The organism is Paenibacillus sp. FSL E2-8871, assembly GCF_038000345.1.
Classification (GTDB): Bacteria; Bacillota; Bacilli; order Paenibacillales; family Paenibacillaceae; genus Paenibacillus_AQ.
On sequence record NZ_JBBOBV010000001.1, the window covers coordinates 2,357,601 to 2,373,836 of the forward strand.

Here is a 16,236-nt window from a genome sequence, read left to right on the forward strand (position 1 = left end):
ACGCCGCCCCGCCCTATTTGTATTTTTCTAATCACACCTTATTTCACGCTTTTACGAGCCTCGAACAATTCCTCTGCCTTTTTAATCGAGAAATCCATAACTTCGGCATAGCCGAGACCGTTCACCTTATCATGCATTTCTTTATTCAATTTGTCATATTCGGCTTGATCCTTAGCAAAAACCATTTTCCAAGAAATTTGTTGAATGACCGTACCAATTTGTTTGTTCTTTTGCTCCAGTGTTTTGTCCATCATCAATGGTTCTTTTCCAGTGAAGCCTTGTGGTGCTACGGCCAATAGATTATTTTTCTCAAAATACTCTTTAGGCGTCAGAACGCCCATCTTCGCTCTCCAGTCACTATCAAGCTTAGACGGATTACGCTCTAGGGTTGTCGTCCATAGATTGTGATCGTATGGCTCTTTATTGTCTGGATTCACCATCGCCGGAACTACAAAAGAGAAGTTCATTTGATTAGAGCCGTAGTAGTAATCACCACCACCATATTCTGCAGGCACTTGCGTATTCTGTTGATCGGCATAAGCCTTCCAACCAAAGTCAGTCACGACAGGTTTACCGCTTGCATCCATATCCCAAGTCAGACCTTTAGGTCCGTTAGGCACCGCTGTTCCGCTTCCTGCAGAGATCATTGCACCTTCCGGAGTATACATCCAGTTAATGAATTCCATAATTCTAGCAGGTTCTTTAGCTTTTGCACCGATTGCTATAATACCGTTACCACCGTATACATTGAAGCCAGTGGAATACATCAGCTCATCCTTGAACGGAACTAATGCAAACCCCTTTCCTTCTGCTGTTCTTTCCGGTGTATTGTAGTTTGCTGCCCCTAGCCACGGGAACCAAGAGAATAACAGACGACCATCCTTGTATTTCGCTACAACATCGTCGAATTTTTGTGTCATAGAATCTGGATCCACCAGACCCATTTGGTTAGCTTCAAAATACAGTTTGAGCGACTTCATATACCAGCTGTCTTCGGATAAGAAGTCATAATATTTCTCTTCGTCTGCTTTAACATATACAGCGGTATCAGGAATTTCGTCATAGCCCATCATGTTGGCGAACTGTTTCGCCAGTGTCATTTTATAGTTGCCGTCCCAGTCAGACCACATCGAGAAAGCATAGGTTTTCTTTCCTTGCTCATTTTTTGGTTCAAGCTCTTGCATTTTTTTCAGCACGGGCAGATAATCTTCAATCTTTGAAATTTCAGGTGCTCCGATTTGTTGATAAAGATCCCATCGCAGGTCTGGCCCCCAAGTCATATCTCTCCCTTCAGAAGGTCCAGATGGATTAGAAGCTACGCTGTTTCCGATGCCAAAAACGGATGATCCACCACCAAAAGCAACCTTTGCTTTCTCAATAGCTTTTGGGAACGTACTCCCAATGTCTTTTCCGTATTTGTCCAGAAGTCCATCTTGTGTCCAGTCTAAGAGAAGCTTTCCTTTGATCGCATTTGGATAATGGTTTTTGTCATCACCGAAAATAATGATATCCCCAAGATCTCCGGAAGCCATCATTGCAGAGATTTTGGTATCTCCACCTGTCAGGTTTGAAGCAACAATGTCCATCTCAATATTGAACTTATCTTTGATGATTTTGGCAAACCACCCGGTTTGTGGACCCGCATAGTTAGCTGTTGTAGAGAATACGGTCAGCTTCAGCGGCTTGGAATGATCAAGTGCTCCGTCATCCGGTGCTGCTGTTTCTTCCGCCGGCGCATTCGTTGCAGCGGAAGTAGGCTTCTCTGTGCTCGTGTTTTTACCCGAGTTAGCCGTATTATTCCCCCCGCCACATGCTGCCAGAACAAAGACCAGGATTACGGATAGCATGACAAGCGATGCTCTTCTTAGTCTCATTGCTTTATACCCTCCCTTTCGTATCTTCACTTATAGTTCAACTCTGCTCCTAGCAGAGGAAAACCCCATTTCGTTACCGATCCGGTAGCTCATTAGCCCTTAACCGCACCGATCATAATCCCTTTGACGAAAAAGCGCTGGAAGAATGGGTACACGATTAGAATCGGCAATACGACGATCATCGTTACGGTCATCCGTACAGAGGTTGGAGTCTGCATATTCGCTACACTAGCGGCCATATCTGGTGAATTACGAATTAAAGCTGCGAGCGAGCTGGACTCGTTCAAATAACGCCATAACAAGAATTGGAGCGTAAAGTACTTCGTATCTGTCATCAGAAACGCCGTATCAATAAATGAGTTCCACTGATTCACTGCGGAAAAAATCGTAATCGTAGCCAAAATTGGCGTAGTAAGCGGTACAATAATGCTCCAGAACACCCGCATGTAACCAGCACCATCCATAGACGCTGACTCCTCAAGGGATGGAGGAATGGCCTCAACGAAGGTTTTGACCAAAATGATGTTGAATGGGGTAATAATCGTAGGCAAAATATAAGCCAGATAATTATTGGTCAGATGCAAATTGTGCATTGTTATATACCAAGGGATCAGACCTGCGCTAAAATACATCGTAACCACGACACTCCGGTACCAAATACTCCGGCCCCACATTTCCTTTTTGGTGAACAAATATCCTAAAAAAGCTGAAGACCCCACAGTAAGCAACGTCCCGACAACCGTTCTATACACGGAGACTGTTGCCGCATGTCCTAAACCGCTGATTCTTAGCACCTTACTATAGTTATCAAAATGGATCTGTCTTGGATAAAATTTGATATCCCCCGCTGCGCTAAGATCATTCGAGCTGATCGTATTGATGAACAAATAATAGAATGGGTAGATGCATGACAGGGTGAACAATCCAAAGAGCGTATAGATCATAATCTGGAAGATAAGTTCTCCAGCCGTTAGTTTTTTCTTTCTCAAGTGGGATCACCCCTGACTTAAATGATAGATTCGTCACGCACCATCTTAGACAACGTGTTCGCTGCGAATAGTAGAATTACACTGACAACCGATTTCAACATGCTGACGGCCGTGGCAAAAGGAAAGTTGTTCGCGAAAGCGATGTTGTATACATAAAGATCCAGCACCTCAATAGAATCCTTATTCATCGCATTTTGAAAGGCAAAGTACTGCTCCATCCCGTTATTGACTAGATTACCTATGGAGAGCAGCAGCAGTACAAAAAAGGTTGGAATCAGACCTGGAATGGTGATATGCCAAATTTTGCGGAACCGACTTGCACCATCCACCTCAACAGCTTCGTACAATTCCTGATCAATGCCTGCGATTGCAGCAAGATAGAGGATGGCACCCCAGCCTAACGATTTCCACCAGTACCAAACGATCATCGTGACCCAAATATTTGAGCTGGAGGCTAAGAAGTTATACCCTTCATCAACCACTCCAAGCTGCACTAAAATGTGAGTGATGACACCGTTATCTACAGAGAACAACGAGAATGCCAATGCATATACCAGAATCCAGCTGATAAAGTTTGGAATCGTGGTTAGTGTCTGCACCAACTTGCGGTACCAGCCTGACTTAATCTCAGTCAACATAATGGCAAAGATCACTGGAAAGATGGATGTAATTAATCCGAGTGAACTCATGGCAAGCGTGTTCTTCAGCACCCGCAGAACCTCTGCGGTCTGTGTCGGATTAGATACAATCGTCTTAAACCATTTCAAACCAACGTAAGGCGTGTCAGACAACGGTATTCCGGGAATGAAATCATAAAAGGCATAAATCCATCCGCTGATCGGCAGATAATAGAAAATAAAGGTGACAACAAGAAATGGAAAAGCCATGAAGAACAACTTATGTTTGTTCTTCATCTTCCAGCGGGATCGATGAACCGGATCGACGCTGGGAAGCAGTTCGCCAGCAGGTACCCCCATATCGGAATCTCCTATACCCAGATTTTGATTACGTTTTCAGAGTATCAGAATCTGAGCTTCTGGCGAGATAGAGAGCAGAACGCCTTATCAGGGAAACCGTCAGATACTTGTGAACCAAATTCGCAGTACAATCGACCATTTTCTACCTGTTTGCGGGACTAGTGATGGAGGGCATATATGTCTTTAGACAAAAAACGACCACCACTTAGGAAGTACCCGAAGTGGTGGTCGTTTTTTTATATGTCTATTTTCACTGAAACATAATCAAACGAATATTATCTAGACTACATGCTAATGCCCAGACGCTTGAACATCCCCCTCCGCAGAGGCATCCATCTTCTGACGTCCCATATAGAACGAAGCCAATAACGCTAAAGCTGCAGGAATCACCGCCCAAGCAAAGGTGTTTACAATGGATGAGGATAAACCAGCTGTAATCTTACCCAGAATTTCAGGTGGAATGAGCGCCCTAGTCTCAGGTGAGAGCAAAGCATGCGGATCTTTAAAATCCATAGCTCCCGCCGGAGCCGCTCCTCCACCATTAGCCGATAGTAGCTTGGTAAGACTGCCTGAGAAATAGTGACTTTGAATGATACCGAAGGTAGTAATGCCTATGGTCATGCCCAATGAACGAATGAAATTCAGTGTTGCGCTGGCAGAGCCGCGTTGCTGTGCCGTCAATCCATGAATAGATGCCGTACTTAGCACTGAGAATGAAGCACCAATCCCTAGCCCAATTAAAATCATATATAAAGTAACAAGCAGTCGTGAAGCATCCGGCGTGAGTGTCGCTACAAGTCCAGTACCGATCACCAAAAGTGCGAATGTAGGAATCAGCAGGCTGCGGTAACTGGTTTTTGACATCAGAAATCCGCCCATCGTAGCTGTAACCACTGAGCCAACCATCATTGGTAGCAATACAAGTCCTGAATTTGTAGCTGATCCGCCCAATACCCCTTGAATAAAGATCGGAATATACACAGAAGCCACAATAAAGGCTGCACCGCTAAATAGTGCACAGATAATGCTCACCGCGTATAATCTTTTTTTAAACAAAGCAAAGGAAATAATCGGTTCTTTCGCTCTAGTCTCTACAACAAGAAACACTGCTGCAAGGATGGCAAAGGCTGCAAATAAACCAAGAATCATGGAAGAATTCCAAGCATACTCTTTCCCGCCTAGCTCCAGCGCAAACATTAAGCAAATGACTGAACCAAGCAGCGTACCCGCGCCCAACCAGTCAATGGGCTGTTTAGAATGCTCATGCGATTCTTTATAAAAGAATACGACCATCGCAAAAGCCAACAGTCCAAGGGGTAAGTTAATATAAAATATCCACTGCCAAGCAATATGATCGGTAATATACGCACCCAGTAATGGACCAAATATACTCGACAATCCAAATACTGCTCCGAATGCCCCGCCGAGCTTGCCCCGCGTCTCCAGCGGAACAGCATCGAACATGATGGCAAAAGCGATTGGCACCAGCGCCCCGCCACCAATGCCCTGAATGGCCCGGTACGCAGCTAACTGAGTTATTGTATCAGCCGTTCCACAGAGAGCCGAACCCGCCATGAATACGATAATTCCAAAAATAAAAAACTTCTTACGACCATACATATCAGACAGCTTGCCGAAAATGGGCATACCCGCCATCTCGGCTACGAGATAGGCTGATGTCACCCAGACAAATTTGTCCATTCCGCCAAGCTCCCCAACAATATTACCCATTGCAGTTGCAACGATGGTGCTGTCCATGGAGGCCATCAAAATTCCTAATAGGAGACCTGCGATTACAATACCCAGATTGGGCGATTTGGCAGCACTCATATGTTCCACTCCTCTTTTTCTCAAAAAAATGATTATACAATTCTCTTTATATCTTCACTTGATGCTTCACTGTTGCGTGCTTATGAACTTCTAGTGTATCGCGGAATTCCACCGTTTCAATTTCACAATCCGGACCAATGATTACACGTTCTCCCCTTACCATATTAGCCTTTGTATTGACCAGATCAATAGCATCGCCTTCGATTAGCCCCGCTTCAAACAGTATTTTCGAAGTTGGCTTCATCATATGCAGCAGTCTCCCCGTTTTACTCTTCTTAATGGTTAAGATACTGCCCCCAACCTCCTTCGCACTACTTGGACCAAACAATTTAATCTCCAAATGCTCAGCACTAAGTAATCCAGCTACGCTTAAGGCACCAGAAATTTGCAATTTTTCCCCTTCACAATCACCCTTCACATCCAAATTTCCGTAGAGATGAAGCTCATCGATTTTTACGGAGGCTGCTTTTATTTCACCCTGTCCACGTAAGGAATCCCCTTCAAGATTACCCTCGAGTGCAATTTCGCCAGTGATTTTCATTTGCTTCATATGCAGATTTCCAGCTATATTGGCATTTCCAGTCAGATTCATCTTCTCGCAATTCACATCTCCAGCGAATTTGCATTCTCCATTGATCTTAACATCTTTGAAAGAACCACCGGCTGAAGATGTTGTTCCAATTATTTTCAGATTATCATTCACCGACCTTCTCCACCTTTCCAACCTTAGCCTCTGGATGCACTGTAATTTGTTCGCGATACTCTACCCGTCCGAGTGTACAGCCTGGGCCAATAATGACAATATTTCCTCTGATGATATCCGCAGTTGTATATTCTACATCTATAAAATCTCCCTCGATCGTTCGAGCACATAGCTCAGGTCGAAGTTTAGGGATGATTCCGCTAAACATCTTACTCCAAAACCCATTATTCACTTGCCGTATCACGAGGCTTTCCACACCAATTTCATTAGCCTTCCCTTGACTCTGCAGTTTGAAATCCACATGACCGGCACTTAGTAAACCACCAACACTAAAGCTACCTTCACCTACAAAATCCTCAAGTTCACAATCCCCTTTGACACTCACCATTCCGTTAAGGGTACAGCTTTCACCTCGAAAACTCTTACCTACATTAAGAACCCCATCCACCTTTAGGGTACCAAAACGCATATTACCCATCACTTTGATGACCCCGTTGCATTCTGCTTCTTCTGCTGTGAGATCATCATTCAAATTCATATGCCCATTTCCTTTAAACATTCGCGCCACGATCGGTCCGACTACTTTACCTACACCATCCATGTTTACGTTGTTGTAAGTACCTCCGGCCCCACCACTAACCCCGTTTATTATCAAATCAGGCAGCTGATTTTTGTCCATTACTCTTCCTCCTATTCAACAAGCTTGTAGGCAAGCTTACCTTTCAATTGTTCGATCAAATCTGCATATGTCATTTTACTGACTAATCTAACCCCTTCATCAAACCATAACTCCGCAGGCGCTTGTGCCAGAATGAAGGATGAAACCCCCATTTTCCGGACAAAAAACAACTCCCAGCTTCCACTCTCGAGCCTTGAAACTTTCTCCTGCAAAGTGCGAAACAGAAGCTCCGCCTCCTCCATACTCATTTCCCCAGCACTAAGTAGGCGGTCTACAGCGAATAAATGAACGAGCTCCTCGAAAGTATATTTACTTTCATCACCGAGACTTTCTCCAAATTTCCTCAGTGTTGTTGTCGAAACAATGTTACGTTCTATAATTTCCTTAGCAGTTAAACTCACCTTCTCAAAGGATGCCTTATCCGATAGCTTATCAGCCATTTCATCCAAAGAAAGCCCATCTTTCATATTCACAATGTTGTAAATTCGCGACAAGATCATCTCTTTAGGAAAAAAAGTCTCTTGTCCAGTAAAGGTAGATTTGCGAATAAACCATTCCTCGGGGATTAACTGCTTCCTTTTCCAGCGATACAATTGCCCATATGAAATACCGGTTAAATCCAGCAGTTGCTTCTTCGAAATCAAATCATCTTCCATATGCGATCACTCCTCGAAAACATCGTAACATAACACTGTTACGTTGTAAATAAAACACTCCTCCTTAAATCTCCTACTGCAACAAATCATTGTATTAAAGTTTCCCTCCAAGATTTTACGGCATAAAAAAAGAGCGTACCTCCGTCTTGAGGAGGATTTGCGCTCTTTTACCCGCACTGTATTCTTTGATTTAAGCTAGCATATTAATTTATGACAAAAAGAGAAGGAGTCTTTATCGACTCCTTCTCTTTTCCTCACTTAATGTCTTCAGAATCTTTTTTTTGGTTTGGCTTAATCGTTTTTCAGCACCATGTGGGTGTAATGGTTCACCCCAGATAAATCCATCACCTTCGTACCTCGGAATGAGATGCATATGGTAATGGGTAAGGTCGTTAAACTTCCCTCCATCTTGACAAATTCTTATACCGTCAGGTTTAAACAAGCTCTTCAAAGCAATTGAAAGTTTTTTCGAAGCATCCATGATAGCATAAGCAGTCTCTGACTCCATCTCTTCGACATCACAGTAATGCTTTTTGGGGAGGATTAGAGTATGTCCTTCATTAAAAGGAGCAATATCAAGCACACAAGTAATAAATTCATTTTCATAAACAATATTCAAGTCAGGTTCAATACCGTTAGCGATTCTACATCCTAAGCATTCCATGTACAGCAGCACCCCATCCTATTTATTTTCATTTACTACTTGTTGAGCAATGCTTAGAATTGTATCCTCATCCAAACTGTTGAACTTTAAAGTGATTGAACCTTTTGAAGCATTGAATGCTAAAAACGTATAATCACTTTTTTTTATTTTTTGCACCTGATTGCCGCTAATATCAATAATATCAGCATCGTTCAAATCAACTTGAGTATTGCTATAGGTTATTTCAATGAGTGTTTCTCCTTGATAAGGTCCGTAGATGATTTCTCTTTCATTGGACGCTTTTTGTTCCTTTGTTAACTTCTCCAGTTTCCCTTTGTTTTTCGTATATGTGACTAAAACTTCTTGATTATCTCCAATAAAGTTGCCTTGTTTGTCCTTTGGAGGGAATTTATGTTGTACATAACTAACTTCATATCCATCCAGTGTAGGGATACTAAATGATGATCCTAATGCACTAACCTGCACCTGCGCTTTAGCTAATTCATCGTTGGAACCAGCCTTTTGACATCCTGATATTAAAAATATAATTGCAGCAATAAAAAATAAAAATCCAGATTTGTTCATGAAATCACCTCTAATTATTTGAATTAATACTAATGGAAAACCTTGTTAGTTCGTAGATATACTTCAGTAACATTCCTCTTAATCCCTTTAATATCCCTAAATATGGAAGCACTATATATACGTTGTAAAAGTAAATTTGTTGCACTAAACCCCTCGTCCATTTCGACGATACCTTGGAATGATTCCGTTGGAATTTACTTCATTTCCTTCAAATCCAATGGGTAATCAACTCCTTACCATAGTGTCATCTTAATAACAGAACAAACGTTCGTAAAACTTAAATATCAACAATATGATTTAACATAGCCTAAAACAAAGAAAAGAAAGCCCTCCCGAGCCAATACTATGGCATCTGGGACAGCCTTCTTTATTTCACTTGCTCTATCTACAAATCTTATCGTTTAAGTCTTTCATTAACCTTACTGCACATAGGTATAATGCGCTGAATCATATTGTGGACCGGATTTCTCATAAGTGAACCAGTACTCAATACTGCTGCCAGCACTTAACCCACTCACCGTCTGCTCCCATGTACCTGAGCTGTTGGTCATCCGGTAATTAAGTTGTGGCCCCCCGTTAACCTTATAATGCACATCTACATAAAGAGCACTGGTCACAGGTGTAATATAAATGCTCGCTTCTGTTGAAGAAAGTCTCGTTACCCCTGCTGTAAAGTCAGCCGTCACATGATCACCGCCTCCGCTGCCTCCAGTGGGATTTGTAGTAACTGTTGCGGCATTACTAGCGGATGATAGATTACCCGCTGCATCCGTAGCTTTTACTGTAAACGTATAGGCTGTGCTTGGAGTTAGTCCAGTAACAGTAGCTGTAGTATCTGCCACAGAGGCTACCTGCTGTGTTCCACGATAAACAAGATATCCCGTTACACCAACATTATCAGTTGAAGCAGACCAACTCATGTTAACTGCTGTATCCGTCTTGCTGGTTACTGTCAGATTAGCAGGTGCAGTAGGTGCTGTCGTATCTCCAGTATTACCACCACCCGTCAAGTATTGACCTGTGAATGGATTAAACCGGTGTAGTGATAGAATTAACCAACCCGTGCTGGACACGCAGTTTTGCTGTGCCATCACCCAATAGCTGTTGCTGGTCCCTTTCAGCGAATAGGGGATTCCCCCTAGTGAAGCGCCGCTTGTGCCTTGCTTTTTAATAATTTCAGTGTTAATGGCATCCGCTTTGGATACATTGCCTTGCATAAAGTAGGCGAGCGACATAAATGCACTTCCTTCAAACCATACATCAGCACCCGTATTACCGATTTGATTCCCGTTATCGTCATATGCGGGTAAAACTTCATCCGTCCAGTCAAAATCATAGCCGGTCAGCGTATTCCCAGCATCATTGTAAGTAAGCGTCTGCTTGTAACGCGGATTTGCAAGGGTCCCCGGGGTGCCGGAGGCATTTTCCACATAAGTTAAGCTTGCACCGTAGTTATGGGTGCCGGATACTCCTAAGGCCAATACTCCCCATGGATTCACGTCCAATGGAATTTTAGGGTCGATCAAATTCGTATCGTTTTTCCAGCCTCCCTTGAAGCGTTTGACACTGTCATCCCACACATAATTATCCAGGAATGTTTTCACTCCAGAAGCTGCACTGTTATACGTGGCTGCCTTGGAGGAATCTACCGAAGCATAATACTGCAGCACCCGGTAAATATCGATATTGTGCTCGGTAGAGCTCCAAGGCTCATCAGAGTTACTCCAAGCACTCCATCCTCCTGCGATACTGCCATTTGCTTTTTTATACTGTAAGCTCCAATCGAGCGCTTTGAGCGCCATCGGACGATATCGCGTGTCATTATATTGCTTTTCATAAGCCATAGCTGCCATTGCCATCCATACAACCGGCCCCACATGTTTACGAATTTCTTCTCCGTAGCCATTGTTATACCAATAAGAGTTCAGCCAGAAGCCCGAAGGGTCCTGAATGTCCCGCATTTTGTTCAACACCTGCTCTGCCCGTGCCCGCTCACCTTTTACAATAAAGGCAATGGCTGCAACAGCTTGATCATACGTGTATACAATCTGTTTGGGGTTGTTTGGACCCCAGAAATCCTCAAAGCTATCTACCAATCCCTCAAAAGCATACCCCGCTGTTGCATCCTGCTGGGCCTTCAACCAGATTAAAGCACGATTTGAAGCATCACTTGTGGCATCTGCACTCGCTTTTCCACCAAAAGGTAGAGCTACCCCAAGCACCAACAGACTTGTCATTAAGATCGAAAACAGCTTCCTCATCTTCATAACTTTCCTCCTCATAATCATGATGAACTGGGCAATGAGAGTTCTTTGAAGCATAATACTAAAGCGTTTTCAAACAGCGACAACAGGAACTTTTGAATTCTTTACCATGGTAATTGTCCTCATTTTCAGCCTTCGCGGCCTATTCGTCAACGATTTTCTGTAAAATTTTAACTAAATGAGGCGAAACAACCATAAATCCCATTTAAGAAACTATACGAAAGACCGCACTTATTTTATTAATTCGTGTTCACGAAGACAAAACAAAAAGAGCAGACAGCTCCTTGGGTAGGATTCTATCTGCTCTTTATGATTTAATCACTATTCTATTCTGCTTTATCTTCACCAGAAGCTTCGACTGCAGCTGGTTCAGCAGCATCTTCATCGGTTGGCTCTTGAGCTGCTGGAGGTGCGATCCGGACAATCAAAGTGTCCTCAGGCGTCAATACTTCCCAGCCTTCATGCTTCGGAAGATCAGACACCAGCAATTGATCACCAATATCTAGTCCACTGAGATCCACCTCAAAGGATGCCGTTAATTTATCTGGAAGTGTGCGAATATCCAGCTCATGCAATTCAATTTGCTGCACGCCGCCACTCTTCACACCTACTGGATCACCTGTAAAGTGGAATGCCACTTTTGTATCCAATTTAGCCTTCATATCAATTTGTTGAAAATCAATATGCAGCAGTTGTTTGGATACTGGCTGGCGCTGGATTTCTTGGATGACAACGTTCTTTTTACCCGAGTCTGGTAATTCCAAGGTTAATACTGCCCGAGGGTTATTAGCCAAAATCCCGGTAATTGTCTTAGCATCCGCTGTAAAGGACTGGCTATCTGAACCTGCACCGTACACGACTACCGGTACAAAGCCTTTTCTGCGCTGTGAAGAAGTCGAGCCGGATCTTTCTGTCAAACGTACTGTTGTATTCACGATGATTCCTCCTAAGTAGGGATTTTATACTAGACCGATTAGATATGTACGTCTAACCTAACCACTCTCTATTACCCCATTAACCTGGCTTCGAAACCCTTAAAAATTTTTGAGCACAGGCAAAAATAAGGTCAAATTGTATTATTATACAATTCAACTTTAATTATTCAAGACTTAGGAGCGAATCATCATTGTATCTTTGACAGCTATCAGACCAAATGACAAGCTACAAAATGGTTATTGCCGGCATCCCGGAATACCGGGATTTCAGATCTGCAAACCTCTTGTGCATAGGGACACCGGGTATGAAATTTACAACCGGAAGGCGGGTTCACTGGGCTCGGGATATCCCCCTTAAGGACAATTCTTTCCCTTTTCAGCTTGGGTATAGGTATTGGAACAGCTGATAGCAATGCCTTGGTATACGGGTGGAGCGGATTCTTAAATAATTCATCTCTAGAAGCCGTCTCCATCATAGATCCAAGATACATAACACCGATTCTTGAACATAAATGCTCAACCACACTCAAATCATGGGAGATAAACAAATAGGTGAGCCCACGGCTCTGCTGCAGCTTACTAAATAAATTAATAATCTGTGCTTGGATGGACACATCCAAGGCCGAGACTGGCTCGTCTGCAATGATTAGCTCAGGATTCAGCACAAGCGCACGCGCGATTCCGATCCGTTGTCGCTGTCCTCCTGAGAATTCATGCGGAAAGCGATCAATATGATAAGAGGATAAACCACATGCCTCAAGCGCCTCAAGCACCCGATCACGAACCTCTGATTTTGAGCATAACCCATGATCCAGTAAAGCTTCTCCGATAGCATCACCTATGCGGACCCGAGGGTTAAGTGAGCTATACGGGTCTTGAAAGATTAGCTGCATTTGGGGTCTGATATTTCGCAATTCAGCGGGAGACAAAGAATGAATGTCTATCCCTTTGAATTTGATCTCGCCTGCCGTTTTATCCGTTAGCCGTAAAATCGTCCGTCCGACCGTACTCTTTCCGCTCCCGGATTCTCCTACAAGCCCAAACGTCTCCCCTGGCTGAAGCGTGATGCTAATATCATCAACAGCCTTTACATGCCCAACCGTCCGGTTAAGCAATCCCTTAGTGACAGGGAAATATTTCTTCAGATGATTGACCTCAAGCAGTGCCTCAGGCATGAACAACCGCCTCCTCATACAACCAGCAAGCTACCTTTTGTCTGCTGGCCACTTCTTTAAGCTGGGGCTGCTGGCTGACACATACAGGCATGCAATGCTCACAGCGGTCATGAAAATAACAAGAGGGTACCAACTCAAGCGGATTTGGCACTTGGCCTGGTATGGAATACAGCTCATCCTGCCGCTGATTGATAACTGGCTTCGATTTGAGCAGCCCTTTCGTATAAGGGTGTTTGGGATTGTTGAACAATTCAACAACCTCCCCCTCCTCCACAATCTTTCCGGAGTACATAACAATCACGTAATCGGCCATCTCTGCGACTACACCCAGATCATGAGTGATTAATAGAATAGACATGCCGGAGCTGTCTTTAATTTCACGAAGCATATCCAGAATTTGTGCTTGAATCGTTACATCCAGCGCCGTTGTCGGTTCATCTGCAATCAATAGCTTTGGACTGCAGGCGATGGCAATAGCGATCATAATCCGCTGCAGCATCCCTCCACTTAATTCATGTGGATAACTATCAGCAATTTGCTCAGGTCGTGATATGCCTACCTGCTTTATTAGTTCAATCGCCCGGATACGCGCCTGCTTCTTATTCATCTTCAAATGCACGATCAACGGCTCCATAATTTGTTCACCGATCTTGATTACAGGATTAAGAGAGGACATGGGTTCCTGGAAGATCATCGCGATCTCGTTGCCACGGATGGCTCGCAGTGTGTTTTTGTCCATTTGCAACAAATCTTCACCCTGAAAATCAATTTTGCCATGGGCAACCTTGCCCCCTGGCTCTTCAACAAGACCCATGATGGACATCGCAGTTACACTTTTGCCGCAGCCCGATTCTCCGACGATACAGACCGTCTCTCCTTCACGGACACGGAAGCTTACATCATCAACGGCTTTCACTTTTCCTTCTTCCGTGAAGAAGTATGTACTTAGACCGTCTATATTCATTAAATCACTCATGTGAGGGTCACCTACCTCTTCTGTTTAGGATCAAGTACGTCCCGGAGTCCGTCACCAAAAATATTGATCGCGATTACTGTCGCGAAGATGGATAGCCCAGGCGGAATCCACAGCCACGGCCGATCCTTGAAGTCGATCATATTATTCGCTGCGTCAATCATATTGCCCCAGGTTGGCGTTGGCGGCATAACACCTAGCCCAAAAAAGCTAAGAACCGATTCACTCAGAATTGCACCACCGATGTTGAGCGTTGCCATAACGATCAGCAGCGGGACAATGTTCGGCAGCAAATGGTTAAACAATTTACGCCGATCCCGAAGGCCTAATACTACAGCTGCTTGCATAAACTCACGTTCTCGCAGACTAAGCATTTGCCCCCGTACCATACGCGCCATACCTGGCCAGCTCACAATGCTGAGCATAAGCATAACGATATACATCCGGTAGTCCGTTGGAATCTTCCACTCTGATAATAATGCTCCAAAAATAAAGAGCAGCGGCAAACTCGGAACCGTCAATAAAAGATCCGCAATCCGCATTATGATTTGATCGGCGATTCCGCGGTAATACCCAGCTACGGCTCCCAAAAGAGCCCCAATAAACACCGAAAGAACCATTGATGCCAGTCCTACTGTTAGTGAAATACGTCCTGCCTGCATCACCCGGGTCAAAATATCTCTGCCCAGCGCGTCAGTGCCAAGCCAATGCTTCATATCAGGGGCCTTGTTCATCAGTGCCATATTAATTTTGTTATCCGTATAGGGTGAGAATAGCGGGCCAATAAAACAAAGCGCAAACATAAAGATCACTACCACAAACCCGGATACCGCCAGCTTGTTCTTCAGCAACCTCCGAAGGGATTGTCGGAATAAAGAGGATTTTCCTTTGGTGGTCTGGGGCTTGGAGATTCCCGCTACATTACTTTGAACTGCCACGTCAGCTTCCTCCTCTCTATAGCCGAACTCTAGGATCGGCAATCCGGTACAAAACATCCGAAAGCAACGTTCCTATGACGGTAAGTATGGCAATAAACATCGTAAAGCCCATCAGCAAAGGATAATCCCTAAGTCCGAAGGACTGCATATACAGCTGGCCAATCCCAGGCCAATTGAATATTTTTTCAATAATAAGTGATCCGCCAAATAGTGCTGGAAGCTCGAAACCAACCAGTGTAATTGCGGGCAGCAAGGCATTACGTAAGGCGTGTGTAAATAGCACCTTGCGTTCTTTTAAGCCTTTGGCACGGGCGGTACGAATATAATCCTGCTTTAAGACATCGATCATATTACTGCGGAAATAACGGGTAAGCGATCCTAATCCAAGGAGGGTCATAACAACAACCGGAAGGGTCATATGCGTTACAATCTCCTTAAAATACGCCAGACCCGTAGCATTACTGCCTGTCGTGATTATTCCACCCGGAGGGAGCCACTTGAGATCGACGGCCAGGATTTTGATCAGGAATAAGCCTATAAAAAATGACGGCAGCGACATTGCTGCGAAAATAGCGATCATCACGAGTGTATCGAACCATGAATATTGCTTATAGGCTGAAATCACACCAATAATAACTGCAATCACCCACGTCAGAAACGTGGAAACGGCAGCCAGTAGAAAGGAATTCCAAATATAATCATTAAAAAGCTGCAGCACAGGCTTCTGTTGGGCTAAGGAATAACCGAAATCGCCATGCAGCGCATTCTTCATCCAGATTCCATACCGCTCAAGCATCGGCTTGTTTAAGCCGTAAATCTCTCGCAGCTCAGCTTTACGTTCTGCAGTCAATTTGATATTTCCGGTTATGAAGTCCCCGGGAGTTGAAGCATACAGGCAGAAGATCAATAATGATGCCGCAAATAAGATAATGACCATGTACAACAGTCTTTTCGATAAATAAGCGCTCATGACAGACTCCTTATGATTTGTCCCCTGCTCATCAGAGCAGGGGAC

Annotated in this window: 15 protein-coding genes; all 15 read right to left on the minus strand. The window is 44.0% G+C overall.

Going from position 1 to position 16,236, the window contains the following annotated elements:
- Positions 1 to 38 precede the first annotated feature (38 nt).
- Complete coding sequence (locus NYE25_RS10875) at positions 39 to 1,874, minus strand: ABC transporter substrate-binding protein (protein WP_042189997.1); 1,836 nt, start codon at positions 1,872 to 1,874, stop codon at positions 39 to 41.
- Between the two features lie 92 nt (positions 1,875 to 1,966).
- A complete protein-coding gene (locus NYE25_RS10880) occupies positions 1,967 to 2,863 on the minus strand; it encodes a carbohydrate ABC transporter permease (RefSeq protein WP_042190000.1) in 897 nt (298 codons plus the stop codon).
- Positions 2,864 to 2,880: 17 nt separating this feature from the next.
- On the minus strand, positions 2,881 to 3,840 hold the full coding sequence (locus NYE25_RS10885; RefSeq protein ID WP_042190003.1) for an ABC transporter permease: 960 nt from the start codon (positions 3,838 to 3,840) through the stop codon (positions 2,881 to 2,883).
- Positions 3,841 to 4,131: 291 nt separating this feature from the next.
- Positions 4,132 to 5,670, minus strand: a complete 1,539-nt coding sequence (locus tag NYE25_RS10890) for an MDR family MFS transporter (RefSeq protein ID WP_076284618.1) — start codon at positions 5,668 to 5,670, stop codon at positions 4,132 to 4,134.
- 46 nt (positions 5,671 to 5,716) lie between these two features.
- Positions 5,717 to 6,373, minus strand: a complete 657-nt coding sequence (locus NYE25_RS10895) for a hypothetical protein (RefSeq protein WP_341145908.1) — start codon at positions 6,371 to 6,373, stop codon at positions 5,717 to 5,719.
- Complete coding sequence (locus NYE25_RS10900) at positions 6,366 to 7,052, minus strand: hypothetical protein (protein WP_341060109.1); 687 nt, start codon at positions 7,050 to 7,052, stop codon at positions 6,366 to 6,368. The genes NYE25_RS10895 and NYE25_RS10900 overlap by 8 nt, the downstream gene beginning before the upstream one ends.
- Positions 7,053 to 7,063: 11 nt before the next feature.
- Positions 7,064 to 7,708, minus strand: a complete 645-nt coding sequence (locus NYE25_RS10905; protein ID WP_341145909.1) for a YhbD family protein — start codon at positions 7,706 to 7,708, stop codon at positions 7,064 to 7,066.
- Between the two features lie 232 nt (positions 7,709 to 7,940).
- Positions 7,941 to 8,372: an HIT family protein gene (locus NYE25_RS10910; protein ID WP_341145910.1), complete on the minus strand. Its 432-nt coding sequence runs from the start codon at positions 8,370 to 8,372 to the stop codon at positions 7,941 to 7,943.
- Positions 8,373 to 8,390: 18 nt separating this feature from the next.
- Positions 8,391 to 8,936: a hypothetical protein gene (locus tag NYE25_RS10915; protein ID WP_341145911.1), complete on the minus strand. Its 546-nt coding sequence runs from the start codon at positions 8,934 to 8,936 to the stop codon at positions 8,391 to 8,393.
- 419 nt (positions 8,937 to 9,355) lie between these two features.
- Entirely contained in the window at positions 9,356 to 11,203 is a 1,848-nt protein-coding gene (locus tag NYE25_RS10920; RefSeq protein ID WP_081382895.1) for a fibronectin type III domain-containing protein, read from the minus strand.
- A 323-nt stretch (positions 11,204 to 11,526) separates the two neighbouring features.
- Positions 11,527 to 12,135 carry a 50S ribosomal protein L25 gene (locus NYE25_RS10925; protein WP_052404365.1) on the minus strand — a complete coding sequence of 203 codons (609 nt, stop codon included), beginning with the start codon at positions 12,133 to 12,135 and terminating at the stop codon, positions 11,527 to 11,529.
- Between the two features lie 209 nt (positions 12,136 to 12,344).
- Positions 12,345 to 13,310, minus strand: coding sequence for an ABC transporter ATP-binding protein (locus NYE25_RS10930; protein ID WP_076284613.1), 966 nt, complete (start codon positions 13,308 to 13,310; stop codon positions 12,345 to 12,347).
- Positions 13,303 to 14,286, minus strand: a complete 984-nt coding sequence (locus NYE25_RS10935) for an ABC transporter ATP-binding protein (protein WP_341145912.1) — start codon at positions 14,284 to 14,286, stop codon at positions 13,303 to 13,305. Before NYE25_RS10935 ends, NYE25_RS10930 begins: the two co-directional genes overlap by 8 nt.
- An 11-nt stretch (positions 14,287 to 14,297) precedes the next feature.
- Positions 14,298 to 15,221: an oligopeptide ABC transporter permease gene (gene opp4C, locus NYE25_RS10940; protein WP_341145913.1), complete on the minus strand. Its 924-nt coding sequence runs from the start codon at positions 15,219 to 15,221 to the stop codon at positions 14,298 to 14,300.
- Positions 15,222 to 15,237: 16 nt separating this feature from the next.
- On the minus strand, positions 15,238 to 16,191 hold the full coding sequence (locus tag NYE25_RS10945; protein ID WP_339242616.1) for an ABC transporter permease: 954 nt from the start codon (positions 16,189 to 16,191) through the stop codon (positions 15,238 to 15,240).
- Positions 16,192 to 16,236 lie beyond the last annotated feature (45 nt).

Coding starts and splice junctions, on each gene's coding strand:
- NYE25_RS10875 (WP_042189997.1), bottom strand. CDS start 1,874: ATGAGACTAAGAAGAGCATCGCTTGTCATGCTATCCGTAATCCTGGTC.
- NYE25_RS10885 (WP_042190003.1), bottom strand. CDS start 3,840: ATGGGGGTACCTGCTGGCGAACTGCTTCCCAGCGTCGATCCGGTTCAT.
- NYE25_RS10890 (WP_076284618.1), bottom strand. CDS start 5,670: ATGAGTGCTGCCAAATCGCCCAATCTGGGTATTGTAATCGCAGGTCTC.
- NYE25_RS10900 (WP_341060109.1), bottom strand. CDS start 7,052: ATGGACAAAAATCAGCTGCCTGATTTGATAATAAACGGGGTTAGTGGT.
- NYE25_RS10905 (WP_341145909.1), bottom strand. CDS start 7,708: ATGGAAGATGATTTGATTTCGAAGAAGCAACTGCTGGATTTAACCGGT.
- NYE25_RS10910 (WP_341145910.1), bottom strand. CDS start 8,372: ATGGAATGCTTAGGATGTAGAATCGCTAACGGTATTGAACCTGACTTG.
- NYE25_RS10915 (WP_341145911.1), bottom strand. CDS start 8,936: ATGAACAAATCTGGATTTTTATTTTTTATTGCTGCAATTATATTTTTA.
- NYE25_RS10920 (WP_081382895.1), bottom strand. CDS start 11,203: ATGAAGATGAGGAAGCTGTTTTCGATCTTAATGACAAGTCTGTTGGTG.
- NYE25_RS10930 (WP_076284613.1), bottom strand. CDS start 13,310: ATGCCTGAGGCACTGCTTGAGGTCAATCATCTGAAGAAATATTTCCCT.
- NYE25_RS10935 (WP_341145912.1), bottom strand. CDS start 14,286: ATGAGTGATTTAATGAATATAGACGGTCTAAGTACATACTTCTTCACG.
- NYE25_RS10945 (WP_339242616.1), bottom strand. CDS start 16,191: ATGAGCGCTTATTTATCGAAAAGACTGTTGTACATGGTCATTATCTTA.